Below are 22,261 nucleotides of genomic sequence, written 5' to 3'. Positions count from 1 at the left end.
CTACTTGGTCGACAACTGACAATTTAAAAGTCAGCGTGTAATCGCGCTGACTACGTTTTGCGCCCGTATCCATTGCACCCTCCTGATAAGAAGCCAGAAGGTGTAAACCTTATTCAGGACGAGACAATAGAAATGAAAAAGCCCCGGACTGTTGTGGTCCAGGGCTTTTTTGTGGGCGTCGGCTTTTCGGGTGAATAATTCCAGCTTTTTGATCAATGAAGCCTCGGCCGGGCGGGCAGTTGTCAACTTAGAGTTGACAACTGCCTTCAAACGCAACGACCAAAAGCCATGAGTTGCTGGGTTTCACCGAGCATCCAAACTTCAACCATCACTCCGTCGTCCAATCAAACTCATCGTAATCCTCATCCTCTTCGTCTTCCTCCCCAACCTCCTCTTCAAAGACGTCCTCTTCCTCAAGCACATCCTCTTCCTGCTGGCTCAGCAGAAACTCCTTACGCGCTTCGGTAATCGCGCGGCGCATCTCTTCGCCCTTTTGCGGGCAGTTGAGGAGTTGGGCGATGCGGTCGATTTTTGGTGCCACGGTGTTCTCCAGCGATTCAGCTATGGCCCGATATTGCGCGTTTTTGCGGGGCAATGCCAAATGGCTGGGCGAACAGGCGATCAGTTCTGCTGGATTTGCTGGAGCCGGGCGTCGAGGTCGGCGTTCGGGTAGCGTTTGTGCAGTTGGTTGAACAGGGTGTCGGCGACTTTTGATTGGCCGGATTCGCGCAGGCGCAGGACTTCGCGCAGTTGTTCGTCGAGGCCGTTGGCGGGGGCGGCGGCGCGTTTGCTGAGTTTGGCTTCGTCGGCGCGGTTGGATTGGCTTTGCATAGGCGCGGCCATTTCCGCCATCGGTGCGGGGGCGGCCAGTGATTGCGCTTCGGGCGCTTGTTTACGGGCCATTGAGGCAGCGGGTTTGGCCGCCGGGGCGAAGTCGAATTGGGGTTGCGGTTCGGGGGCGCGCTGCACCAATGACAGCATCAGGGCCACGCCGACGAGGCTGGCGAATGCGACTTGCCAGCGTGGTTTGCGGCAGGCGTCGAGCCAGCGTTGCCACAGGCCTGGCTTCGGTGCCGAGACTTCGCGGTGGGCAGCCTTGAGGATGAACGCGTCGAGGTGCGCGGGCGGCTCGGCATTGTGCTGTTCGCGAACATGTTTGATCACAGGATCTTCGGGTGTCTGGCGGGCGTCAGTCATGTCAGTACCTCCTCGGCCAGCAGCCGACGCAGTTTTTGCTGGGCGTAGCGCAAGCGGCTCTTGACGGTTTCCAGCGGTGTTTCGGTGAGGCTGGCGATTTGTGCCAGGTCGAGGTCGCCGTGGGCGCGCAGCAGGAACACTTCGCGCTGGTCGGCGGGCAGGTTTTGCAGAGCGGTTTCGAGGCGTTGGCTGTCGCGGCTGAGGCTCAACAGTTGCTCGGGATCGGTCGCCTCGTCACTGACAGCGTGGGTTTGCTCATCGTAACTGTCGTGCAGCGGTTGCTGGGCGCCGTGCTTGCGCCAGTGATCGATCAGGCGATTGCGGGCGATCTGGAACAGCCATGTACGAAAGGTCGCCCGTCCTTGTGGCTGACTGGCGCTGCGGATCAGGCTCAACCAGGTTTCCTGAAACACTTCGTCGGCCAGTTCGGGTTTGCCGCTCAAGCCGAGCAGGAACCGATACAACGCTTGGCGATGGCGGGCGTACAAGATCTCGAACGCCGCGCCGTTGCCCTCGCGGTAACGCGCCAGCAACGCTTCATCGCTGCTGGCGGTTGAGCTGTCTGGCGAAGCAAACAGCTGACCGATGAAGCCTTTGAGGCGACTCACTATTCAATCCGTCGCTCAGTGGGCTGCGCATTCGATGCGGTTGAACTGCGCAGGCTCTGCGCCAGTTCGACCAATTGCACGAACTCGTTGCGCAGGCCGAAACGGTCATCGCCTCGCGCGCCACGGGCCAGCGCTTCGGTGTCCTTGAGGCTGAAATCGCCGGTGTAGCGACCGTCCTTGAGTTGCTGGGAAAACGCAGCAACCGCCGCCGCAAAGCGCAGGTCTTCGCTGGCCGGTGCAACCTGATTGGCAATCGGCCGCTCGATCAGCAGACTTTTCCCACCTTCGGGCTGTTGATATCGCACACGCAGCATCGCCAATTCTCCGTTCTTCTGCGCAACAACCGCACGCGATTGACCATAGCGCAGTGGCTCCAGCCAGCCCTTCTCGCCTGCCGGAACAATTTCATACAGCGCGGTCACCGTGTGTCCTGCGCCGATTTCGCCTGCATCGACTTTGTCATTGCTGAAATCCTCACGCTTGAGTGCACGGTTTTCGTAGCCGAGCAGGCGATATTCACTGACCTGCGCCGGGTTGAACTCCACCTGCAACTTGACGTTTTTCGCCACCACGGCAAGGGTCGAGGCGAGTTGATCGACCAATACTTTGCGTGCTTCGCGCAGGTTGTCGATGTAGGCGTAGTTGCCATCGCCAGCGTCCGCCAGTTGTTCCATCAGGTGTTCATTGTAGTTATCCACACCGAAACCCAGGGTGGTCAGGGAAATTCCGGTTTTACGTTTATCCACAGCCATTTGTTTAAGGCTGTCGAAGTCGCTGACGCCGACGTTGAAATCACCGTCGGTGGCCAGCAGGATGCGGTTGATGCCTTTGGGGATGAACGCCTGTTGGGCCATTTGATAGGCCAGTTCGATGCCCGACGCGCCAGCGGTCGAGCCGCCGGCGGTCAATTGCTCGATGGCGTTACGAATCCTGGCTTTTTCCCGCCCGGAAGTGGGTTCAAGCACCACGCGGGCGTCGCCGGCATACACGACCAGCGACACCCTGTCCTGCTCGCGCAATTGATCGACCAGCAGTTTCAGTGTGCTTTTGACCATCGGCAGACCTTCGCGGCGATCCATCGAGCCGGACACGTCCACCAGAAACACCAGATTGGCCGGGGCCAGTTCTGCCACGGCGCGGTCGGAAGCCTTGATGCCGATGCGCAGCAAGCGAGTGTGCGGGTTCCATGGCGACGCCGCCAGTTCGGTGGTCACGCCAAACGGTGAGCCGTCACTGGGCAAGGCGTAGTCATAAGGGAAGTAATTGACCATTTCCTCCAGCCGCACCGCGCCTTCCGGCGGCAGGCGTCCCTGATTGAGCAAGCGACGGACATTGGCATAGGCGCCCGTGTCGACGTCGGCGCTGAAGGTCGAGACCGGGGTTTGGGCCACGCTGTGGATGGGGTTGTCGGCCAGCGTTTGATATTGCTCACGCGGCTCGTCGCGATAGCCTTGTGGATAACTTTCCCGCGCAGGCATCGCTGCGAAACTGGCAATCGGTGCAGGGCGAACACTGCGCTTGGCCTGCGCACTGTCGGCCAGCATCGCCTCCTGTTGAACCGATGTCTGGGCTGGCGCGGGGACAGCAACGGATTGCGGGTTGGAGGAAACACCGCAACCGGCGATGGACAACAGCACGCTGACCGCAGCAGGTCGCAGAAAAGGCAGGGAACGGGACATGGGGGCTGACCTCGGGATGAAATTGATCATTCATCCACTGAGACGGGCCGTCCGTTGCGTTTGGGTTAACGCCGTTGAAATATTTCTGCTGTGGATAACGCCGCAGACTTCGCAGCGTTCTCGGCGCATTCAAAACAGGCTGAGCGGTACATTCGCCACCAGACGGAACTCGTCGTAACTGCCGTCGATCTGCCCGCCACTCGCGCGGTGGTTATAGACGATACTGCGCAGCGCCGTATTTTTCAGGGTGCCGGACTGCACCACGTAGGCGAGCATCAAGCCATCTTCGTTGTGCTTGGCACCGTCCAGCCCGCGCACGTTGTAGCCTGTGTTGCGTCCGTCGCGGTCGCCGCTGTAGTGGGTGCCATCGATGCCCCAGCCCTTGGCGTGCCACAGGCTGGCGGTCAGGCCCGGCACGCCGTAGCTGGCGAGGTCGAAGTCATAGCGTAGTTGCCAGGATTTTTCGTTCGGACCGTTGTAGTCCGAGTACAGCGAGTTGGCCATGTAGTTGCCTGTGGACTCCCACACGTAGTCGAAATATTCGTTGCCGAACACCTGCTGCCACGCCGTAGTCAGAGCGTGCGCGCCATGGGCGGCGGTGATTGCCAGGCTGTAGGCGTGGTTGTCGATGAAGCCCAGGTTTTGTTCACCCTGATCGCGCGTGCGGTAGTAGTTGAGGCTGGTTTTCAGCGCGAGGTTGGCGCGATCCCCCGTTACGTGAGTCGCGCCCAGATAGTATTGCTGCCACATGTCCTCGAACCGCGAGCCGTAAGCGCTCAATGTCAGACCGTAGGGCGCTTTGGCTGTCGCGCCGAGATAGCTGATACGTGAACCGCTGTAGGCGCGATTGCCGAAGGTGGTGGTCAGGCGTTCGCTGCCAGTGCCGGTACGCGGGATGGCGCGCTCGAAGCTGCCCGCTTGCAGCGCCAGCCAGTCGAGTTCGTTGCTGTTCAGGCCAATGCCCTGAAAGGTTGACGGCAAGGCACGGTTGTCCTTGTAGCGCAGGATCGGGTTTTCCGTGAGCATCCGCCCGGCCTTGAGTTCGGTGCTCGACACTCGCAGTTTCACGTCGCCGACACCCAGACGACTCCAGCTCGGGACCGCGTCGCCATCGCTGTCGACCAGCACCCGGTCACCGCCATTGGCCACCGCACCGTGCCCACGCTCAAGGGTCACTGCGCTGAACAGCGAGGCATCGACACCGAAGCCCACCCAACCTTCGGTGTAGCCCGAGATGTAATTGAGCATCGCGGTCTGCACCCAGGTGTCGCGCTGGCGTGTGGGCTGTGCGACGCCGGCCTTTTTGATCACCAGGTGGGTACTGCGCTGGGTGTGCTGGTTGGAATAGTAGTGGCGCAAATTCAGGTTGAGGTGGCTGCCATCGATCAGACCTATCGCCTGATCCTGCGCTGTGACGGGGTCACCGGCACAAGCGGGCTGGGCGATGAGCAGCATTGGCAGCAACGCCCGACGTACATGTGATTGCATGGAAAAAGGCCTTTAAAAAAGAGTGCACGCAGCCTAAGCGTCTGGCGCTTGAGCGGCCTACGGGCACGGCCAGGGATCAGTGGGGTGGCGCAGACGGCCAGTGTTTGATCGGGCCGCGCCAGCCTTCGTAAGCCTTGGCGCACTGCAACAACCATTGATCGGCAAACCGCGGTGCAACCATTTGCAGGCCGATCGGCATACCCGCTGATGTGAACCCGCAGTTGATCGACAAGGCCGGTTGCTCGCCCATATTCCATGGCAGCGTGAACACGATGTGTTCAAAAGGCTGGCGCGGGTCATTGCCGGGCGAGGGCCATTCAGCGGGAAAGCTGCTGACCTGATTGGTCGGCGACAACAGCAAGTCGACGTCGCCGAACAACTGCGCGCAGCGACGACGGATTTCAAAGGTCTGATTGAAACCTTCAACCGCATGCACCGCGCTCATCTCGGCCGCCGGTGCCGCCCAGTCCTGAATGTAGGGCAAGACGTTGTCGCGTTGCGCCGTGCTCAAGCTTTGCAGTTGCGACAGCTGGCGGGCGCGCCAGAAATCATCGAGGCCGTCGAGCAATTGTCGATCCATCAGCGACCCGATCAAGTGCACCTGCGCGCCATGCGCCTCGAACATTCGCGCGGCATCTCGCACCGCTTCACAGACTTCATGTTCAGGCTGGAAGCCGCAGCCGGGGTCGAGCATCAGCCCGATGCGTAGACCCTGCATCGACGGTGTTTGCAGGTTCCAGTCCAGCGCTTGCGCCGGCAGGCTGGTGGCGTCGCGCGCATCCGGTAACGCCAGATAACGCATCATCAGCGCGCAATCATCCACGGTGCGGGTCATCGGCCCCGCGCAACGGCCGGTGTAATACGGATCAATCGGGATCCGTCCAAGCGTTGGCTTGAACCCCACCAACCCACACCAGCCGGCCGGCAAGCGTACCGAGCCGCCGATGTCGGTGCCGACATGCAGCGGACCATAACCCGCCGCCGCCGCAGCCGCCGCGCCGGAACTCGAGCCGCCGGGGTTTTGCGTGGTGTCCCACGGGTTGCGCGTGATGCCATGGAAACTCGACAACCCCGACGACAGCATGCCGAAATCCGGCACCGTGGTTTTGCCCAGAATGATCGCCCCGGCTTCACGCAAACGCGCGGCCGGCGGCGCGTCGGCAGTCGCCGCGATCAACGTCGTGGCGCGCGAACCTTGGGGGATGCAATCGCCCTCAGTGGCGATCAATTCCTTGAGTGTCACCGGGATGCCGTCGAGCATGCCGCGTGGGGTTCCACGACTCCAGCGTTCAGTCGACGCGCGCGCCTGATCGAGTACGCGCTGCGGATCGAACGCGTACAGCGCATTGATGCTCGGTTCCCAGCGCTCGATGTGCGCCAGCAGGTGATCGTAGTAGTCCAGCGGCGACAACTTACCGCTGGCAAACAAGGCCAGCAGTTGTGCCGCCGACAAGTCATGTAAATCAGTCATCCAATAGCCGTCCGTGCAAAACCATAGTGCGCAGGCTGCAAAATGTCTGCCTTAGCGCTCGGCAACCAGCGTCTGACTGGTTTGAGCCGTATCGCGCCCACCGAAATATGCGGCGCAGGCAACGCCCACCGCGCCCATCACCAGGCTGTACGCCACGCACACCCACGGGCTCCACGGCATCAGCCCGATCAACAACAGCGGTGTGGTGCTCGCCCACAGTGCATAGGCAATGTTGTAGGTAAACGAAATGCCCGAGACGCGGATGTGTGCGGGAAACAGGCTAACCATCACCGACGGCACTGCGCCGACCACACCACACCCCAATCCCGCCAGCGCATACGCCAGCCCCAGCCACGCACCGCCACTGATCAGGCAGCCATAAAGCAGGGCCACGCCGACCGGCAGCAGCACGCTGTACAACATGACCGTGCGCCAGGCGCCGAGCCGGTCGACGATCAACCCGGCCAGCACACAACCGATATTCAGGAAGACAATACCGAGGCTGCTCAGGGCGAATGTATGGCTGGGGCTCATGCCGAAGCTTTTTTGCATGACCGTCGGGGTGATCACCACCAGCACCACCACTGCCGACGTCAGCACGCAGGTCAGAATCATCGCCGGCAACAACATGTGCCGATGCTCGCGCATCACGGTGCGCAACGGCAGTTCGGCGTCAGCCTCACGGCGCGCCTGCAAAGCCATGAACACCGGCGTCTCGCTCAACCAGCGACGCAGCCAGACACCGATCACGCCGAACAGTCCGCCGAGCAGAAACGGAAAGCGCCACGCGTAATCGAGAATTTCGGCAGGGGTGAATATTTGCGCCAGCAGGGTCGCGGTCAGCGCTCCGAGCAAATAGCCAAAGGTCAGTCCGGCTTGCAGGAAACCCAGCGCATAACCGCGATGACCGGCCGGCGCGTGCTCGGCGACGAACACCCAGGCACTCGGCACTTCCCCACCGACTGCGGCGCCTTGCAACACACGCAGCAGCAACAGCAGCAACGGTGCGAAGTAACCAATCTGAGCGTAGGTCGGCATGATGCCAATGAGCAGGCAGGGCAACGCCATCATCAAGATGCTCAGGCTGAACACGCGCTTGCGCCCCAACTGATCGGCGAAGTGCGCCATCAGAATTCCGCCGAGCGGTCGTGCCAGATAGCCAGTGACAAAAATGCCGAAGCTTTGCAGCAATCTCAGCCACTGCGGCATTTCTGGCGGAAAGAACAGCTGACTGAGGGTCAGTGCGAAAAACACGAAGATAATGAAGTCGTAGATTTCCAGTGCACCACCCAGGGCTGCGAGGCCCAGGGTCTTGTAGTCAGACCTGGAAAACCGATGGGATCGCGAACCGGTCAGGGCAGTCATGGGCAAACTCTGAATAGACAGATAGAGAAAACGACGCCTGCCAACAAGGGCCCGAACGAACTGCCCCCCAGGTGCGCCAACTGATCAATTTCAACAGCGCGACATCGTCCACGCAAAAGGTCATGTAAACAACCAAACCGAGGCTCTGTGTTGCTTTTTAGCCGAAATCTGTACATTGAGTTTTCTTCCGATTAAACAATAATCAGGCCTCCCTAACTCCCTGAATATCTGGCCAATCATGGAAGAAATTACAAGTAACTTCGCCGATTTCGCTAATCCTGACATAGAATCCATTGCCATCGTCCGAGGACGTGTCCTACAGGCGCTACAACAGTATTTGCTTGAGCGTGACTTCAAACAGTTGATGCCGATTCTGATGTCGCCCATCACAGATCCGCTGAATCACGCGGTGTATCCCGCTGAACTTCAATATGAAGAACGGCGCCTGAAACTGACCGCCAGCATGATCTTCCACAAGCAGTTGGCATTGACCGCCAAAGGCCACGACAAGATCTTTATCGTGGCGCCGAACATCCGCCTGGAAAAGGCCGAGATCAAGGATTCGGAAAACCATTTGCTGGAGTTCTCGCAGTTCGATTTCGAGATCCGCGACGGTGACATGCATCAGGTCATGGCCCTTATTGAAGGCCTGATAAAGCATGTGTTCGCCGAGGTCACTCAGCACTGCGCCGCCGAACTGTCCCAACTCGGCCGCCAACTGCCGCATTTCGCCACAGCGTTCCCGATCTACAGCTGCGACGCGTTGCGCGCCGAACATGGCGACGACTTCGAGAAGATCATGTCGGCCAAAGCGCACACGCCGTTTTTCGTCACCAACTACCGTCGCGAGTTCTACGATCGCGAAACACCGGGCAAGCGCGGCACGTACAACAACTATGACCTGATCTATCCCGATGGCTATGGCGAAGCCCTGTCCGGCGCGGAGCGTGAGTTCGAATACGAGCAGATCGTCTACCGCATGAACGAGCTGTCGATGGACCTGCAGCCGTTCGCCAACTACCTGGAAGTCGCCCGGCGCGGCTTGCTGCACCCGAGCGCCGGTGGCGGTCTGGGCATCGAGCGTCTGCTCAAGTTCATCTGTGGCAAGCGACGCATCCGCGATGTAGCGCTGTTCGACCGCACGGTCGGTACCCGCTTCCTGTTCTGATCCGGACCTGACTCTCACAGCCTGCTCCGCTGCCGCGGCGGCAGGCTTGGCCATGGAGAAACATAATGTCTGCACTGCGTATTCACTGGTGCTCACCGCTCGATAGCGGTCAGCAAAAGGCCTCGGAAAAATACGACACCGGCGCCCTCGACTTCGCCGGGATCGTCGATTTCGCCAAGGAAGCCGATGAGCTGGGCATCGACTCGCTGTTGATGGGCATCAGCTACCACATGCCCGATCCGCTGCCGATGATTGGCGCGCTGGTGCGTGAGACCGATCGCGTCAAATTCATTCTGGCTTACCGTCCGGGGCTGGTGCCGCCGACCCTGTTCACGCAGATCGTCAACACCGTGTCGTGGATGTCGGACAAGCGTATCTCGCTGAATCTGGTCGCCGGCATTTCCCCGGACGAACAAGCCTATTACGGCGACTTCGTGGCGCACGACGGACGCTATGAGCGCACCGGCGAATTCCTCGACATCCTCAATCGGTTCTGGAGCGGCGAATCACCGCTGACCTACCACGGCAAGCACTACCGCATCGAAAAAGCCCAGCTCGGGTTGCCGTTCAAGGATGCCGAGCGTCCGCGTATTTATCTCAGCGGCGCCTCGGACGTTGCCCAGCAGATCGCCATCCAGCACAGCGATTGCTGGCTGCGTTACGGCGATACACCGCAAGGAATTGCCGAGGCCGCCCGCACGGTTTTGCAGTCCGGTTGCTCGGTGGGAATTCGCATGCACGTACTCGCCCGCGAAACCCGCGCCGAAGCGCTGGCGGCGGTCGAGAGCATGATGGAAAACCCGGACGAACAGCATCGCGAATGGGTGCGTGAGTTCGTCGGACGCTGCGATTCGGAAGCGGTGAAAACCTCGTTCCGCCTTGCCGACAAAGCTGAACACGACTGGCTGTCGCCGATGCTCTGGTCGGGTGCCGTGGCCTATCGTGGCGGTCCGGCATTGTGCGTGGTCGGCAGCTATCAGGAAGTCGCCGAATACTTGTTCGAGTACAAAAAAGTCGGCGTCAGCGAGTTCATTTTCTCTGGCTGGCCAACCCGCGACGAAATGCGCCGTTTCTGCAAATACGTGCTGCCTTATCTGCGCGAGCTGGAAACCGTTTGGGACCGCGAGCATGCATGACATCAACGACGCTGCACGCAATAGAGCGATTCGTTGGTTCGGTGCCGGGTTGCTGTGTGCCTTGCTGGCGGAGCAGACCGTGCTGTTTGCCGTGCCGTTGATGATTTTCCAGCTCACTGGCAACGTGCGCTATTCCGGCGTGGCGTTTGCGCTGGAGTGGCTGCCGGCACTGATTGCCTATCCGTTCGCCGGGTTGCTGGCTGACCGGTTTGGTGGGCGCCTGCTGTTTCGCGGCGCCAATACTGCGCGGGGACTGAGCCTCGCCGTGACACTGGGGATCTGCTGGTATCAGCCGCAATGGATGATCTGGGCGTTGATCGGCAACGGCATCGTATTGTCGGTGCTAATGGCGCCGGTGCGCATGGCGGTTGAAAAAAGCGTGCCGCTGATCGCCGGCCCTGAACGCCTCGCTCACTGTCAGTCGCTGGTGCAGAACATGGAGCTGCTGGCCATGGCGCTGGGCCCGGCACTCGCCGCCGGGTTGGCGATGTATGCCGACAAGCGCTGGCTGCTGGGGCTGGCGGCAGTCGCACTGTGTGCTGCGGCGCTGTTCTGGACAGGTTTGCCGACGGCGCGCTCCGTCAGTCGCCCGACCAGCGTGTTCAAGGATCTCGCGCTCGGCTGGCGCCTGTTGCTTGGCAACCCGCCAGTGCTGTCGCTGGCCGGGCTGAATTTCAGCATCAATCTGGCATTCGCTGCCGTGCTCAGCGCCAACGCGTTCGTCATCAGCGGCGTGTTCAGCGCCGCCGACGGCGTGTTTGGTCTGATGAATGCAGGGGCCGGCGCGCTGGGTCTGTTGAACTTCATTCTGGTGCCGCGACTGTTGGCGCGCATGTCGATTTATAGACTCGGTGCACTGGGTTTTGCCTTGCTGTGCCTGGGCCTGATCTGCATGGGCGTGGCCAGCGGTGTGTTGCTGTATGCCCTGAGTTTCCTGCTGGCAATGGCCGGATGCGCACTGTTCAACGTGTTCAACCGTACGCAGCGGATCAAGGCGATCGAGAGCGCTCATCTGGGCAAAGTCATGGGGCCGTTTTATCTGGTCAACCTGCTCTCTTATCCCCTGGGTGGTTTGCTCACCGCCAGCGTCGGCCACGTCTACGGCGTGCAGGTGCTGATTCTGGTGCTGGCACTCGTGCTGACCGTGCCCGGCACGCTGCTGTTCATTTTAACCACCCGGCGCTTTCGCCTCGCCCTCGAAGGTCCATCGCTCGCCATGGAGGCATCCCAATGAAAACTAGGCCTCACTGCCTGCTCGCCACCGTCGAGTCTGACTCGCACATGTGGAATCTGGTGTACCTGCAACTGTGGCTGGGCGAGCACGGCTTGAACGTGAAGAACCTCGGCAGTTGCACGCCGATGGACACAGTGCTCAGTGCATTGCAACAGCGCCGCACGCAGTTGCTGGTGGTCAGCAGCGTGAATGGCCACGGTTACTCCCAGGGTCTGGAGCTGATCCGCAAGGTGCGCCAACTGCACCCGCAACTGGCCTGCGTGATCGGCGGCAAGCTGACCACTTCCGAAAATGAAACCCTGGCAGTCCGGCAAGCCTTGATCGATGCCGGTTACAACCAGGTGTTCGTCGGCCCCGACGCTATCGACACCTTCAGCCGCTATCTGGGCTCGCTGCACGCGCAGCCCGACGCTGACTCCGTACTCGCCGACAGTGTGACGTCCTGGGGCTGACCCTCCGGCCACGACTGACTTCACTCATTCATAGGATTACCACGATGCACATCGTAATCGTCAACCGCTGGCCGCGCTTTCGTGATGGGCGCCGCTGGGACAACGAACTGACTCGCTACGAAGATTTCTTCGACCATCAACAACACCGGATCAGCTACGTGGTCGATGCACTCGGCGCCGACGGCGTACTCGCTCCGGCGCAGCATATCGCTCATCAGGTGCAGGTCGCTGACGTCAACCAATACGAGCAACTGCTCGGCGCGGTGCAGGAAGTCATCGAACGCGTCGGCCCCGTCGATCAGTTGATTGCCCTGTCCGAGTTCACCCTGGAAATCGCCGCGCGCGTGCGCCAGACCCTGAACATTCCCGGACACGGCCCGGATGAAGTGGCGGTTTACCGCGACAAGGCACGCATGAAGGAAATCCTGCAAAACCATGGCCTGCCGGTGCCGCCGTTTGCGCGTTGCGAGTCGGTGCAACAGGCCGTGGATTTTGCCCGGGAAATCGGTTTCCCGCTGATCGTAAAACCAGTGGACGGCGCCGCGAGCATGGGCGTGGAGAAGGTCGAAAACGAGATTGAACTGCGCACGCTGCTCAATAGCATCGACCTGTCGCGCTATGAGATCGAAGGCTTCATGCACGGCCAGACCTACCACATCGACGGCTTCGTCGATGTCGACGGCAGCGTGCCGTTTCAGGTGGTGTCGCGTTACATCAACAGTTGCCTGGATTTCGCCAAGGCGCAGCCACTGGGCTCGGTGATCGTCCAGGCATCGGCCCTGCGTACGCGCATCGAGGCTTTCAGCCAACAGATCATGCGTGCCCTCGATCTGCGCTGCACGGCGTTCCACCTGGAAATTTTCGTCGAACCGGACGACTCGCTGGTGTTCCTCGAAATCGGTGCGCGGGTCGGCGGCAGCGAAGTCCCGCACCTGATCAACAAAGTGTTCGGAGTCAATCTCTACGAGCATTGGCTGCGCCGCCTCGCCGGCGATCAAGTGCCGGTGCCCGCCGTCAGCCACGACCCGAGCGGCGGCTGGCTGGTGATCCCGAAACCCGCTGCCCTGCCGTGCCGGGTAGTGCAAGCCGATTCGTTGCGCGAAACCGTGCCCAGTCTGTGGCGCGAGTTGCTGCCCGAGCCGGGGCAGATTCTCGAGTCCGGCGGCAGCTACGACGCCCTGCACAGCGGACGCTTCATTTTTGTCGGCGGTAGCGAAGTGGCCACTGAAAACGATATCCGCCACACCACTCAGGCATTCCAATTCCAGGCGGAACCACTATGAACGCCCCCACTTCCCAAGCCTTGAACGACGAACCGCTGCTGGGTCAGATCAACCACTATTTGCGCGCCGACGAACGTCGCGCAGTGGCTGTCCTCGGCGAGCGTCTGATTGACGCTGCGGGCGGTCTCGACGGGCTGACCGGCTACAAATTGATGGTCGCTTACGGCGGCGGTAAAGACAGTTCTTACACCGTGGCCATGCTGCGCGCCACCCAGTTACAGCTGTCAATCCTGCATGGCCGTACCTTTCAGTTGCGCATCGCCAACATGCGCCATGCCGGCGTGCCGGATGCGGTGATGGCCAACATTGATCGGGTCTACCGCGCGCTGCACCTGTTCGATGATCCGCGAGTAGAAATGCTGGTGGTCGATCACCGCCAGATTCGCCCGTTCGAACGGCATCTGCCGTTCCCCGACGATGTACAGGCGATGAACCGTTTCGACGTGCTGATGAACGGCCACCGCACCGCTGGCGACGGTCGCCCGACCTTCTGCAACAGCTGCAACCTCGCCGTGGCGGATTTCTATGGTCGCGCCGCGTGGTGGCAGGGCGGCGTCGATGCAGTGGTCACCGGTGATTCGCGCAAAGAGCAGAAGCACTATTTCACCTGGATCATGCGTCTGGCGCAGCGTCTCGGGCTGGATGTCGAAGAATGCCGCCGGCAGGGCTTTCGCGGGTTGCTGCAAGCACTGGATGGCGTGGCCCAGCGCTATTTCATCGAACTGTTCGGCGAAGGCTTCGATCAGCATCGCGAGGAACGACGCGTTGCCTGCGGTGACGACAACGCCGATCCAGCGTTCATCAGCATTTATGATCTGGTCAGCTACAAGGTCGAGGATCATTGGGAGCTGATTACCGAATTCCTCGATTTTCGCTTCGAAGAGCTGGCATTCAGCTTCACCGAATCCGATTGCGCCAACCCGATGTTGATGGCGCACTTTCGCGGGCTGAAGGCCGAGTACGTGCAGGGTCGCAGCTACAACCAGGGGATTGCCGAATACCTGGAGCTGGCGCAGGCGCTCATGCGCAAGAAAGAAATGCCCCAGCGCCTGATCGATCTGGCCATGTCGGCCTATGTCGATGCGCCGGGCATGCAGGCGCGCCGCACGCTCGCCGAGCGCTTCGCCGAGCAGGCGTTCGGTCTCAATGAAATGCAATTGGTGTGTATGCAGTTTGCGCCGTTCGTTGATCGTGGCCGCGAGTTCTCCAGCTTCGTCGGGCTATGCCATCCGCAGCGTCTGGCCGATCTCGACAACCTGCACCGAGTGCTCGCAGGCGAGCACGACGAGCCGGCCCTCTGTCAGTGGCTGAGCGAGGTCAGTGGCCTGCCGCTGCCGGCGTTGCGCAGTCTGTACGCCCATCAACGCATCGATTTCGACAGCGACGTCACGCTGATCGCACGGGTGCGCGCTGGTGATCCGCACAAGGGACGCATCAGTCGCTACGACCCGGCGACCGGTGAAACCGTGGTTGAACTGGTCTCGGGACGCTAAAGCATGACGGCGTTCAACGGCGGCCATTTTCAACAGTTCATCGAGCGCGCCCGCGTCCGAAATGAGCTGGTGGTGCAACCGCGCATGGGTTTTGGCGCACTCAGCCAGATGCGTGCGGGGCTGGCGAGCGTCGCCGCCCTGCCCTGCGCGGCCATCGGCACCATCACGCTCGACAGCTACACCCGGGTCGGCGATTACCAGAGTGCGTTGCAATGTCTGAACAGTTCGGCGCCGATGAACGGGTTCCCGATCATCAGCCATCCGATCGAAGCGGTACGCGGCATGCTCGCAGGACTGTACAGCGCAGAGTTTCCGATCCAGATCCGCCACGGCACGGCCAAACCGCAGAATGTGTTCCAGCGTCTGGCGGCATTGGGTCTGGACGCAACAGAGGGCGGCCCGGTGTCGTACTGCATGCCCTACAGCCGCCTGCCGTTGGCCGAGGCGGTCAGTGCTTGGGCGCAAAGCTGTCAGGTGCTGGCCGGCGCAACTGAACATGCGCATATCGAGAGTTTCGGCGGCTGCCTGTTGGGGCAGTTGTGCCCGCCCTCGCTGCTGATCGCCATGACCTTGCTGGAGGCCCTGTTTTTCCGTCAGAACGGGGTGCGCGGCGTCTCGTTGAGCTACGCCCAAGGCACTTCGATGGAACAGGATTTCGGCGCGTTGCAGGCATTGCGCGAATTGGCCGCCCAGTATCTCGACGGCGATCACTGGCATGTGGTGGTGTATTCGTACATGGGCGTGTTCCCGACCTCCCGCCACGGCGCACGGCGTTTGATTTGCGACAGTGCGCGGCTGACCAAGGCTGCCGGTTGCGAGCGGTTGATCGTCAAGACCGTCGCAGAATCGCGGCAAATTCCCTCGGTCGAGGACAACCTTGATGCCTTGTGCATGGCCGCCGAAGTCGCTGCTGGCGAACTCCCGACGGTAGACGCGGGCAGCGCCGCCTATTACCAGCAAACGCTGTTCGAAGCGCGGCGACTGGTGGAGACCGTGCTCAATCTGCACGCCGACATCGGCGTGGCGCTGGTGCAGGCCTTCGCGCGCGGCTTGCTCGACATTCCCTACTGCCTGCACCCGGACAACCCGGGCCGCGCCACAACCCGTATCGACGACCAGGGCGCGTTGCGCTGGGGCAACACCGGCCGTTTGCCGTTGCCTCGCAGCAGTGGCTGGTCGGTCGACGGCCCCGGTATCAGCTCGTCCGAGCTGTTTCAGATGTTGCATTACACGGTGAACCGTTATGACCAACCCTTGCATTGATTCCAGCGCGGCGCCGTTGATTCTGGTCGATGCTTACTCGACCGGCGCCCTGCTGGCCCGCTCACTGGCCGGACAGCGGCCTCTGCTCCATGTGCGTTCACGCGCACACATGCCGGCCGCATTTGCCGCGAGCTGCCCGACAGAATTGTTCGCCAAGGACTACAGCGTCGCCGAGGAAGGCCTTGAACCATTGTTGCTCAAGCTCGCCGCCTATCGCCCGGGCGCCGTGCTGACGGGCAGCGAATTCGGCGTAGAACTGGCGGACTTGCTGGCCGCACGTCTGGGCCTGCCCGGCAATAATCCGGCGACCTCCGCCGCGCGTCGCGACAAGTCATTGATGGCTGAACGCGTGGCCGAGGCCGGGTTGCCAGTGGCGGCACAGCTGCGCACCCGCTCGCTGGAGCGAGCGCTGGTCTGGTTCAAGGCCCGCGGCGGCGAAACCGTGGTGGCGAAACCGCTGGACAGTGCCGGTTCGGATAACGTGTTCATCTGCCACGATGCGCTGCAACTGGAAGCCGCCATCGAGTCGATCCTCGGCGCCACCAATCTGATGATGCTCAACAATGAACAGGTGCTGCTGCAGGAATACCTGACGGGCGCCGAGTACGTGATCAACAGCGTCAGCCACGCGGGCGAGCACTGGATCACCGACGTGTGGAAATGCTCGAAGACCTTCGCCGCCGACGGCCGCAAGATCTACGACCGCGAGGACCTGCTGCCGGCGGACGCCCACGAGCTGCCGCAACTGATTGAGTATGTGCAAGGCGTGCTCGATGCGCTGGGGATCGTGCATGGCCCGGCGCACACCGAGTTGATCCTGACCGGCAATGGCCCGCGCCTGCTGGAAACCGGTGCACGCCTGTCCGGACTGGCCTGCCCGCCCGCCCTGCAAGCGGCCACCGGCAACGATCAGGTAGCCCTGACCTGCCAAAGCTATCTGGACCCGGCGCGTCTGGCGCAGTGGCCCAAACGCTATCAGCTGTTGCAACACGCGCGGGGCATGAACCTGATCGCCCACCGCCACGGGCTGTTCGCGCAAGCGCATGTGCGCCAACGCCTGGAAGCCTTGCCAAGTTTTCACAACGCCAGGTTCCGCTTCGCCGAAGGGGCAAGGATTGCCCCCACCGTAGACCTGAACAGCTCACCGGCTGCGGTGTTTCTACTGCACCCACAGAGCGAACGCATCGACGCTGATTACGACGCATGGCGTGGATGGGAAAGGGATTGGTTGTAACCACTGACGCCCCCGACCACGGGGCTTAACAAGGAAGAGAGCCATGAGCCTGCATACCCGAACCAAACGACTTACCGTTCCTCAATTGGTCGCGATGAAGGGGCAACAGAAAATTGTCTCCCTGACTGCCTATACGAGCTGGATGGCCAGATTGATGGACCCTGTTGTCGACTTCATCCTGGTGGGTGACTCGACCAACATGGTCGGACTTGGCCGCCACTCAACGCTGGACATGAGCCTGGAGGAAACCATCGTTTTCACCCGCGCCGTGGTCAGCAGTACCCGGCTGGCCTGCGTAATCGCCGATATGCCGTTTGGCAGCTATCAGGAATCGCCACAGCAGGCCTACCGCAACTGCGCGCAGGTGATGGCGCGCACCGGTTGCGATGCGGTCAAGCTCGAAGGCGGCGCGGTGTTCGCCGAAACCGTGGAGTTTCTGGTCAAACGCGGCATCCCGGTGATGGCGCATCTCGGCCTGATGCCGCAATACGTCAACACCATGGGTGGCTTCAAGGCCCAGGGCATGAATGAGGCTGGCGCCATGAACCTCGAAGCCGATGCACGCGCACATAGTGTGGCCGGTGCGTTCAGTCTGTTGCTCGAAGGCGTGGCCGAAGGCGTGGCGCGCCGGATCAGCGACTTTTCCCCCGTGCCGACCATCGGCATCGGTGCTTCACCGGCGTGCGATGGTCAGGTGCTGGTGACCGAGGACATGCTAGGGCTGGGCGGTGATCACGTACCGCGCTTCGTCAAGCAATACACCGATGTTGGCGCGCAGATTCGCCAGGCGTGTGAGGCGTTCGCCGACGAAGTGCGCGCCGGCACATTCCCCGAACCCCGGCATTGCTATGGCATCAACTGAGCGCCGGCCATCGAACCTTCATCCTGAATGGCCTGAGTCAGCACTTTCAGCGCGTGGGTGATGTCCTTGCTCCAGTCGATGGTGTAGCTCAGGCGCAAATGATGCTGCCACGCCCCCTGCTGGCTGAAGATTTCGCCGGGTGCAATCACGATGCGTTTGGCCAACAAGCGCTCAAATACCCCGCGCATGTTCACCGGGCGCGTGGCCTCGATCCAGAACGCCGCGCCGCCCTGCGGCGCGACAATGCGTAACTGACCCTCCGTGTGTTCGTGCAGCATGGCTTTCATGCGCTGCATGCGGTCGATCAGCATGCTGCGCAACATCTGCGTGTGTTGGTCGATGCGCCGTGTGGTGTAGAGCTTGGCAATCGCTTTTTGCCGAATCGGCGACAAACGAAAGGCTCGCTCCAGAAACAGCCGATGCAGCTCGGGCCCTTGAAAGCGGCTGAGCACAAAGCCATACGGCGCCTCCGAACCGATGATCTTGTCGAACGTGGAAAACACCAGCAGCCGTTCCGGGTCGGCAAAGTCACGGTAGCGCGCGGCTTCAGGGACGAAGCTGAATTCGCCATAGCAGTCATTTTCGAACAGCCAGACCCGCCGTTCCGCCAGCCAGCGGCAGATCACTTGCTTGTCTTCGGCGGGCATCAGGCTGCCGTGGGGAATGTTCACGGTGGAGGACAATACCGCCAGAGTGATGGGTTCTCGCTGCAACAACGCCTGGACTTTGAGCAAGTCAAAGCGGCCATCGTCACCCAGCGGCACTTCGATGACGCGGATGTTCGCCGCGTGCAGTTGCCGCAGAATCGCCCACGAGCACGGCGATTCCACCAGCGCCACAGTGCCGGTCAGCTTCAACGCCTCAAGGGACAAATCAAGCACGCTGCGCAGATCGGAACCGATGTAAACATGCTCGGCACGCCAGTAGCAGCGCGTCGAACGGGTGTAACGATCGGCCAGAACACTGCGCAATTCGGTTTCGCCAAACGGTTGATACAGCGGCGCATGCGAGCGCGGGTATTGGCGCGTCAGTTCGCGTTCGGTCATCAATAACGGGTTTTCCAGCGACAGCAGCATGGCCGGGGCATCACTGCTCAGCGCCAGCATTCCCGGTTGCCGGGCGTTGGAGAACACGTTGTCGAGCAGGTTCGGCGAGCCTTCGTTGATCAGCGCGGATGGCATGGCGCGGGTGTAGTAGCCAAGCTTGGGCCTGGCGTAGATACGCCCTTGGTCTTCCAGCAAGGAATAGGCGTATTTGGTCGTGGACACTGACACATTCAAGCGCTGCGCCAATTGTCGCAGCGACGGCAGCTTCTGTTCTCCCTCAGGGCTCGCAGCTTCGATCAGTTCGACGAGATAGCGGTATACGGCCTGATAGGCAAATGTCGAATCTTTATTTGGGTTCATGCTCAATCGCTTTAAATCCTGGTGCGTTAGGTACTGCGCTTACCACGCGCGGTCGGGACCACGGGGAAAACGCTTGCACTCGGCCATCCATGCCAACGCTCGGGCATCGAACGGATGCCCGCAGGTTTGAAAACATCATCAGCAATGGACGTTGCGAAGGGGTGAAGTCGCTATCTGGAACCAGCGGGGTGTTGCGCAAGTTTTCCGCTGGATGAATCACGCACATCATCCATAGGGTAAGCCTCCTGCCCGGCGTCGATCGTCAAGAACAGCGCCGATAGTGCTCGCTTTTATCAGTCGATACCAAGCGCGACCGCATTCAGCGATGATAACGCCGCACCACGCTGCTGTTACGCAGCACATGGCCTTTGATTTTTTCCATCAGTTCGGCGCGGGTCAAACCGGCCGGCAGTGCGTCCGGGGCCAGATCCAGGGCGTAGAGCTGAATGATGTAATGGTGCGCGCTGTCACCGACCGGCGGGCATGGGCCCATGTAGTGGGTGTTGCCCTTGCTGTTGGTACCGCCGACGCCTTGATGGTTCGATTTGGCGCCCACACCGGCCGGAATCTGCCGGGTGCTGGCTTTGATGCCGTAATGAATCCAGTGATCGACGCCCAAACCTTTCTGGCCGTCCGGGTCGTGCATGACAATCGCGTAGCTCAGGGTGCCAGCGGGACCTGCGCTCCAGCTCAGGGCCGGCGACTGGTTCTTGCCGTTACAGCCCGGCGCATCGCTGGCCGCTGCCGAGGTGAACAGTCGATTATCGGAAACACCGGGGATGCTGAGCGTAAAACGCTCCTGGGCCTGCGCCGGAAACTGCACGCAAAGGGCAACGGCAATGGCCGCCAGCCAAGGGTTGAGAGAGGTCAATCGGGTCATTCCGGGAGCACCTTGTACAGTGAGGCCGTCGTCGGCCTGCAAACTATAGCTGTACCTGCCGTGCCATGGCAGCAGCAAATGCCCGAACCTAGCACCGCGCCGCACACTCACGAGAGCAATACCCGCGAGCAAACCCTGCGCGGTGCCGCCCGTTCAGCGGCTCATGGGCTCAGCGGCTGACGATTGTCGTCGTCCTCGGCATGCAGAAAGATCACGCGCGGGTGCTCCAGCGGCGCCAGGGGTGGCGGCAGCTCCGCCAGTTCCACCGGCCGCAAGTTCAGCACCACGTTGCTCACGTCACCCTCTTGATCGTTGTGAATGGTCATCACCCCGGGCGTACGCAGCTTCTGCAAACGCTCGTCGCACAGCTTGAAGCTCTTGCTCAACCCCTCGTCATCGGCCACCGGCGCTGGCAAACGGCGTTGAGCGAAACCGCGGCTTTTGCGCTGTTGGTAACGCGCCCAAGCGATCAGGATCACCGCGTTGACCACCGCCACCCACAGATAAATCTGCAAGGTGGCCAGCGCATCAAACGCCGAGCTATCGATCCGCGGCGCACCTTCGTGGCTTTCGATCAGCGGCCACAACCCTCGCACCATCAGATACAACAGACCAATCCAGGCAATAACGGTAAAGAATGCATCGACCACGACCAGAAACGGCCGCTGGCGAGTCCGGATGATTTTCATTTGATAACCTCCTCTTCATCGTCCCCGATCGGTTTGATACCCCGATCAGGACTGACCCAGCGCGCACGCTTCTGATGTTGACCAAACAGCACCTTGGGGAAACTCACAAGCGTGGTCAGCAAGCTGACTAGCCAGAACGCAATCGGGTACCACACCACCCAGAACATGGTTTTGCCCAGCCCCGGTTCGTAGCGCCGATCAATGATGATGCTGACGGCGAACTGCACGAGGCAGACGAAGGCCAGCAACAACCCGGTAAACGCCGGCGGCATCAGGTGATCCACGGCGATGGCTTCGGGCATGACCACGAACTTGCCGACACCCCAGAAGATCACCGACAGCAGGAAGGTGAACGCCCAACCGGTCGACAAGCAGTATTCGAACAACAGCGGCCACAGATAACGATGGCGGTATTGCCAGATCCCGCGGATGTTCTTGAACAGCACCTCGGCGCCGCCCTGGGCCCAACGCAGACGCTGCTTCCACAAACCAGCGAGGGTTTCCGGCATCAGGATCCAGCACAGTGCGCGCGGCTCGTAGAAGATGCTCCAGTGGTCCAGTTGCAGCTTCCAGCTGATGTCGATGTCTTCGGTGATCATGTCCGGGCTCCAGTAACCGACCCGGTGCAGCGCGGTGCGGCGGAACGCGACGATCACACCCGACACGGTGAAGATCCGCCCGAATACCCGCTGCGTGCGTTTGATCAAACCGATGATCGAGGAGAACTCACCCACCTGCACCCGCCCGACCAGCGTCGAGCGTGTACGAATCCGTGGGTTGCCGGTGACCGCGCCGAGGCGGTTGTTATCCAGCATGGGCGCCACCAGATAGGCCGCCGTGTTCGGCGCCAGCAGCGCGTCACCGTCGATGCACACCAGATATTCGCTGCGCGCGGCGATAGCGCCCATGCGCAGGGCGACTGCCTTGCCCTGGTTTTCTGCCAGGTGCAGAACCCGCAATCGCGGGTCTTCCTTGGCCAGCCGGTCGAGCACTTGGGCGGTGTTGTCCTTGGAGCCGTCATTGATCGCGATGACTTCGATGTTCGGGTAATGCTGGGCCAGCGCCGCATGGATGGTGTCGGCGGCGTTGTCGCCTTCGTTGTAGCAAGGGATCAGGATCGAGATCAGCGGCTCGCCGGCCAGTGGTGGCGGCAGCGTGTCGTCCTTCCAGGGCCAGTGGCGTTCCCAGTGCAGCCAGAAATACAGGCCACCGGCAATCCACAGCCCCGACATGAACAACGGGTAGAAGAACACGAAGTCCATCAGGAACTGCCCGGTGACGAGGAAAATCAGTCCCAGCGGCACGCCGAGAACAAGTGCCAGAACAAGCAGGGCTAACAGTCTATCCAGCATG

General features: G+C 61.0%; 20 protein-coding genes. 9 read left to right on the top strand and 11 right to left on the bottom strand.

All coding sequences use genetic code 11. The features are described from left to right. Positions 1 to 328: 328 nt before the first annotated feature. From AACY11_RS22850 to AACY11_RS22820, 7 genes are all read right to left on the bottom strand, one after another. Entirely contained in the window at positions 329 to 601 is a 273-nt protein-coding gene (locus AACY11_RS22850; protein ID WP_339431611.1) for a hypothetical protein, read from the bottom strand. 20 nt (positions 602 to 621) lie between these two features. Beyond that, positions 622 to 1,197, bottom strand: coding sequence for a hypothetical protein (locus tag AACY11_RS22845; protein ID WP_339431612.1), 576 nt, complete (start codon positions 1,195 to 1,197; stop codon positions 622 to 624). Further along, complete coding sequence (locus tag AACY11_RS22840; RefSeq protein WP_445261984.1) at positions 1,194 to 1,775, bottom strand: RNA polymerase sigma factor; 582 nt, start codon at positions 1,773 to 1,775, stop codon at positions 1,194 to 1,196. Before AACY11_RS22840 ends, AACY11_RS22845 begins: the two co-directional genes overlap by 4 nt. 29 nt (positions 1,776 to 1,804) lie before the next feature. Then, positions 1,805 to 3,484, bottom strand: coding sequence for a vWA domain-containing protein (locus tag AACY11_RS22835; RefSeq protein ID WP_339495764.1), 1,680 nt, complete (start codon positions 3,482 to 3,484; stop codon positions 1,805 to 1,807). A 129-nt stretch (positions 3,485 to 3,613) separates the two neighbouring features. Continuing rightward, positions 3,614 to 4,972 carry an OprD family outer membrane porin gene (locus tag AACY11_RS22830; protein WP_445261983.1) on the bottom strand — a complete coding sequence of 453 codons (1,359 nt, stop codon included), beginning with the start codon at positions 4,970 to 4,972 and terminating at the stop codon, positions 3,614 to 3,616. A 76-nt stretch (positions 4,973 to 5,048) separates the two neighbouring features. Continuing rightward, positions 5,049 to 6,443, bottom strand: a complete 1,395-nt coding sequence (locus AACY11_RS22825; protein WP_221730975.1) for an amidase — start codon at positions 6,441 to 6,443, stop codon at positions 5,049 to 5,051. 51 nt (positions 6,444 to 6,494) lie between these two features. Next, positions 6,495 to 7,808: an MFS transporter gene (locus AACY11_RS22820; protein WP_339431615.1), complete on the bottom strand. Its 1,314-nt coding sequence runs from the start codon at positions 7,806 to 7,808 to the stop codon at positions 6,495 to 6,497. Positions 7,809 to 8,046: 238 nt separating this feature from the next. On the opposite strand from AACY11_RS22820, the gene AACY11_RS22815 reads away from it, so the two are divergent. The 9 genes from AACY11_RS22815 to panB all read left to right on the top strand — a co-directional run bounded on the left by AACY11_RS22815 (position 8,047) and on the right by panB (position 17,933). Beyond that, on the top strand, positions 8,047 to 8,976 hold the full coding sequence (locus tag AACY11_RS22815) for an asparagine synthetase A (protein ID WP_339431616.1): 930 nt from the start codon (positions 8,047 to 8,049) through the stop codon (positions 8,974 to 8,976). Positions 8,977 to 9,041: 65 nt separating this feature from the next. Beyond that, on the top strand, positions 9,042 to 10,112 hold the full coding sequence (locus tag AACY11_RS22810) for an LLM class flavin-dependent oxidoreductase (protein ID WP_047299258.1): 1,071 nt from the start codon (positions 9,042 to 9,044) through the stop codon (positions 10,110 to 10,112). Beyond that, complete coding sequence (locus AACY11_RS22805; RefSeq protein WP_339495763.1) at positions 10,105 to 11,346, top strand: MFS transporter; 1,242 nt, start codon at positions 10,105 to 10,107, stop codon at positions 11,344 to 11,346. Before AACY11_RS22810 ends, AACY11_RS22805 begins: the two co-directional genes overlap by 8 nt. Beyond that, entirely contained in the window at positions 11,343 to 11,798 is a 456-nt protein-coding gene (locus AACY11_RS22800; protein WP_221730971.1) for a cobalamin B12-binding domain-containing protein, read from the top strand. The genes AACY11_RS22805 and AACY11_RS22800 overlap by 4 nt, the downstream gene beginning before the upstream one ends. 44 nt (positions 11,799 to 11,842) lie before the next feature. After that, positions 11,843 to 13,081, top strand: coding sequence for an ATP-grasp domain-containing protein (locus AACY11_RS22795; protein WP_339431617.1), 1,239 nt, complete (start codon positions 11,843 to 11,845; stop codon positions 13,079 to 13,081). Further along, positions 13,078 to 14,574, top strand: a complete 1,497-nt coding sequence (locus AACY11_RS22790) for a hypothetical protein (protein WP_221730969.1) — start codon at positions 13,078 to 13,080, stop codon at positions 14,572 to 14,574. Before AACY11_RS22795 ends, AACY11_RS22790 begins: the two co-directional genes overlap by 4 nt. 3 nt (positions 14,575 to 14,577) lie before the next feature. Next, positions 14,578 to 15,837, top strand: coding sequence for a methylaspartate mutase (locus AACY11_RS22785; RefSeq protein WP_339495762.1), 1,260 nt, complete (start codon positions 14,578 to 14,580; stop codon positions 15,835 to 15,837). Next, on the top strand, positions 15,818 to 17,071 hold the full coding sequence (locus AACY11_RS22780) for an ATP-grasp domain-containing protein (protein ID WP_339495761.1): 1,254 nt from the start codon (positions 15,818 to 15,820) through the stop codon (positions 17,069 to 17,071). The genes AACY11_RS22785 and AACY11_RS22780 overlap by 20 nt, the downstream gene beginning before the upstream one ends. 43 nt (positions 17,072 to 17,114) lie before the next feature. Beyond that, positions 17,115 to 17,933, top strand: a complete 819-nt coding sequence (gene panB, locus AACY11_RS22775) for a 3-methyl-2-oxobutanoate hydroxymethyltransferase (protein ID WP_339495760.1) — start codon at positions 17,115 to 17,117, stop codon at positions 17,931 to 17,933. Here the strand turns inward: panB and AACY11_RS22770 are convergent. The 4 genes from AACY11_RS22770 to pgaC all read right to left on the bottom strand — a co-directional run bounded on the left by AACY11_RS22770 (position 17,918) and on the right by pgaC (position 22,260). After that, positions 17,918 to 19,339: an aminotransferase-like domain-containing protein gene (locus AACY11_RS22770; protein ID WP_339431621.1), complete on the bottom strand. Its 1,422-nt coding sequence runs from the start codon at positions 19,337 to 19,339 to the stop codon at positions 17,918 to 17,920. The genes panB and AACY11_RS22770 overlap by 16 nt on opposite strands. 319 nt (positions 19,340 to 19,658) lie before the next feature. Then, positions 19,659 to 20,219, bottom strand: coding sequence for a YbhB/YbcL family Raf kinase inhibitor-like protein (locus tag AACY11_RS22765; RefSeq protein WP_339431622.1), 561 nt, complete (start codon positions 20,217 to 20,219; stop codon positions 19,659 to 19,661). Positions 20,220 to 20,380: 161 nt separating this feature from the next. Then, positions 20,381 to 20,908, bottom strand: coding sequence for a poly-beta-1,6-N-acetyl-D-glucosamine biosynthesis protein PgaD (pgaD, locus tag AACY11_RS22760; protein WP_339431623.1), 528 nt, complete (start codon positions 20,906 to 20,908; stop codon positions 20,381 to 20,383). Next, positions 20,905 to 22,260 (bottom strand): poly-beta-1,6-N-acetyl-D-glucosamine synthase, encoded by a 1,356-nt coding sequence (gene pgaC, locus AACY11_RS22755; RefSeq protein ID WP_339431624.1) that lies wholly within the window; start codon positions 22,258 to 22,260, stop codon positions 20,905 to 20,907. Before pgaC ends, pgaD begins: the two co-directional genes overlap by 4 nt. Position 22,261 lies beyond the last annotated feature (1 nt).

This window comes from Pseudomonas sp. RA_105y_Pfl2_P56, assembly GCF_963970845.1.
Lineage (GTDB): Bacteria > Pseudomonadota > Gammaproteobacteria > Pseudomonadales > Pseudomonadaceae > Aquipseudomonas > Aquipseudomonas baetica_A.
The sequence above is the reverse complement of the archived record's forward strand: the minus strand, read 5'-3'. Positions and strand labels throughout refer to the sequence as shown.

Bases quoted from the DNA above. Each gene is read 5' to 3' on its own strand.
- AACY11_RS22795 (WP_339431617.1), top strand. From the start codon at position 11,843: ATGCACATCGTAATCGTCAACCGCTGGCCGCGCTTTCGTGATGGGCGC.
- AACY11_RS22815 (WP_339431616.1), top strand. From the start codon at position 8,047: ATGGAAGAAATTACAAGTAACTTCGCCGATTTCGCTAATCCTGACATA.
- AACY11_RS22765 (WP_339431622.1), bottom strand. From the start codon at position 20,219: ATGACCCGATTGACCTCTCTCAACCCTTGGCTGGCGGCCATTGCCGTT.
- AACY11_RS22805 (WP_339495763.1), top strand. From the start codon at position 10,105: ATGCATGACATCAACGACGCTGCACGCAATAGAGCGATTCGTTGGTTC.
- AACY11_RS22790 (WP_221730969.1), top strand. From the start codon at position 13,078: ATGAACGCCCCCACTTCCCAAGCCTTGAACGACGAACCGCTGCTGGGT.
- AACY11_RS22845 (WP_339431612.1), bottom strand. From the start codon at position 1,197: ATGACTGACGCCCGCCAGACACCCGAAGATCCTGTGATCAAACATGTT.
- AACY11_RS22770 (WP_339431621.1), bottom strand. From the start codon at position 19,339: ATGAACCCAAATAAAGATTCGACATTTGCCTATCAGGCCGTATACCGC.
- panB (WP_339495760.1), top strand. From the start codon at position 17,115: ATGAGCCTGCATACCCGAACCAAACGACTTACCGTTCCTCAATTGGTC.
- AACY11_RS22820 (WP_339431615.1), bottom strand. From the start codon at position 7,808: ATGACTGCCCTGACCGGTTCGCGATCCCATCGGTTTTCCAGGTCTGAC.
- AACY11_RS22830 (WP_445261983.1), bottom strand. From the start codon at position 4,972: ATGCAATCACATGTACGTCGGGCGTTGCTGCCAATGCTGCTCATCGCC.
- pgaC (WP_339431624.1), bottom strand. From the start codon at position 22,260: ATGCTGGATAGACTGTTAGCCCTGCTTGTTCTGGCACTTGTTCTCGGC.
- AACY11_RS22780 (WP_339495761.1), top strand. From the start codon at position 15,818: ATGACCAACCCTTGCATTGATTCCAGCGCGGCGCCGTTGATTCTGGTC.
- AACY11_RS22810 (WP_047299258.1), top strand. From the start codon at position 9,042: ATGTCTGCACTGCGTATTCACTGGTGCTCACCGCTCGATAGCGGTCAG.
- AACY11_RS22800 (WP_221730971.1), top strand. From the start codon at position 11,343: ATGAAAACTAGGCCTCACTGCCTGCTCGCCACCGTCGAGTCTGACTCG.
- AACY11_RS22825 (WP_221730975.1), bottom strand. From the start codon at position 6,443: ATGACTGATTTACATGACTTGTCGGCGGCACAACTGCTGGCCTTGTTT.
- AACY11_RS22835 (WP_339495764.1), bottom strand. From the start codon at position 3,484: ATGTCCCGTTCCCTGCCTTTTCTGCGACCTGCTGCGGTCAGCGTGCTG.
- AACY11_RS22785 (WP_339495762.1), top strand. From the start codon at position 14,578: ATGACGGCGTTCAACGGCGGCCATTTTCAACAGTTCATCGAGCGCGCC.
- pgaD (WP_339431623.1), bottom strand. From the start codon at position 20,908: ATGAAAATCATCCGGACTCGCCAGCGGCCGTTTCTGGTCGTGGTCGAT.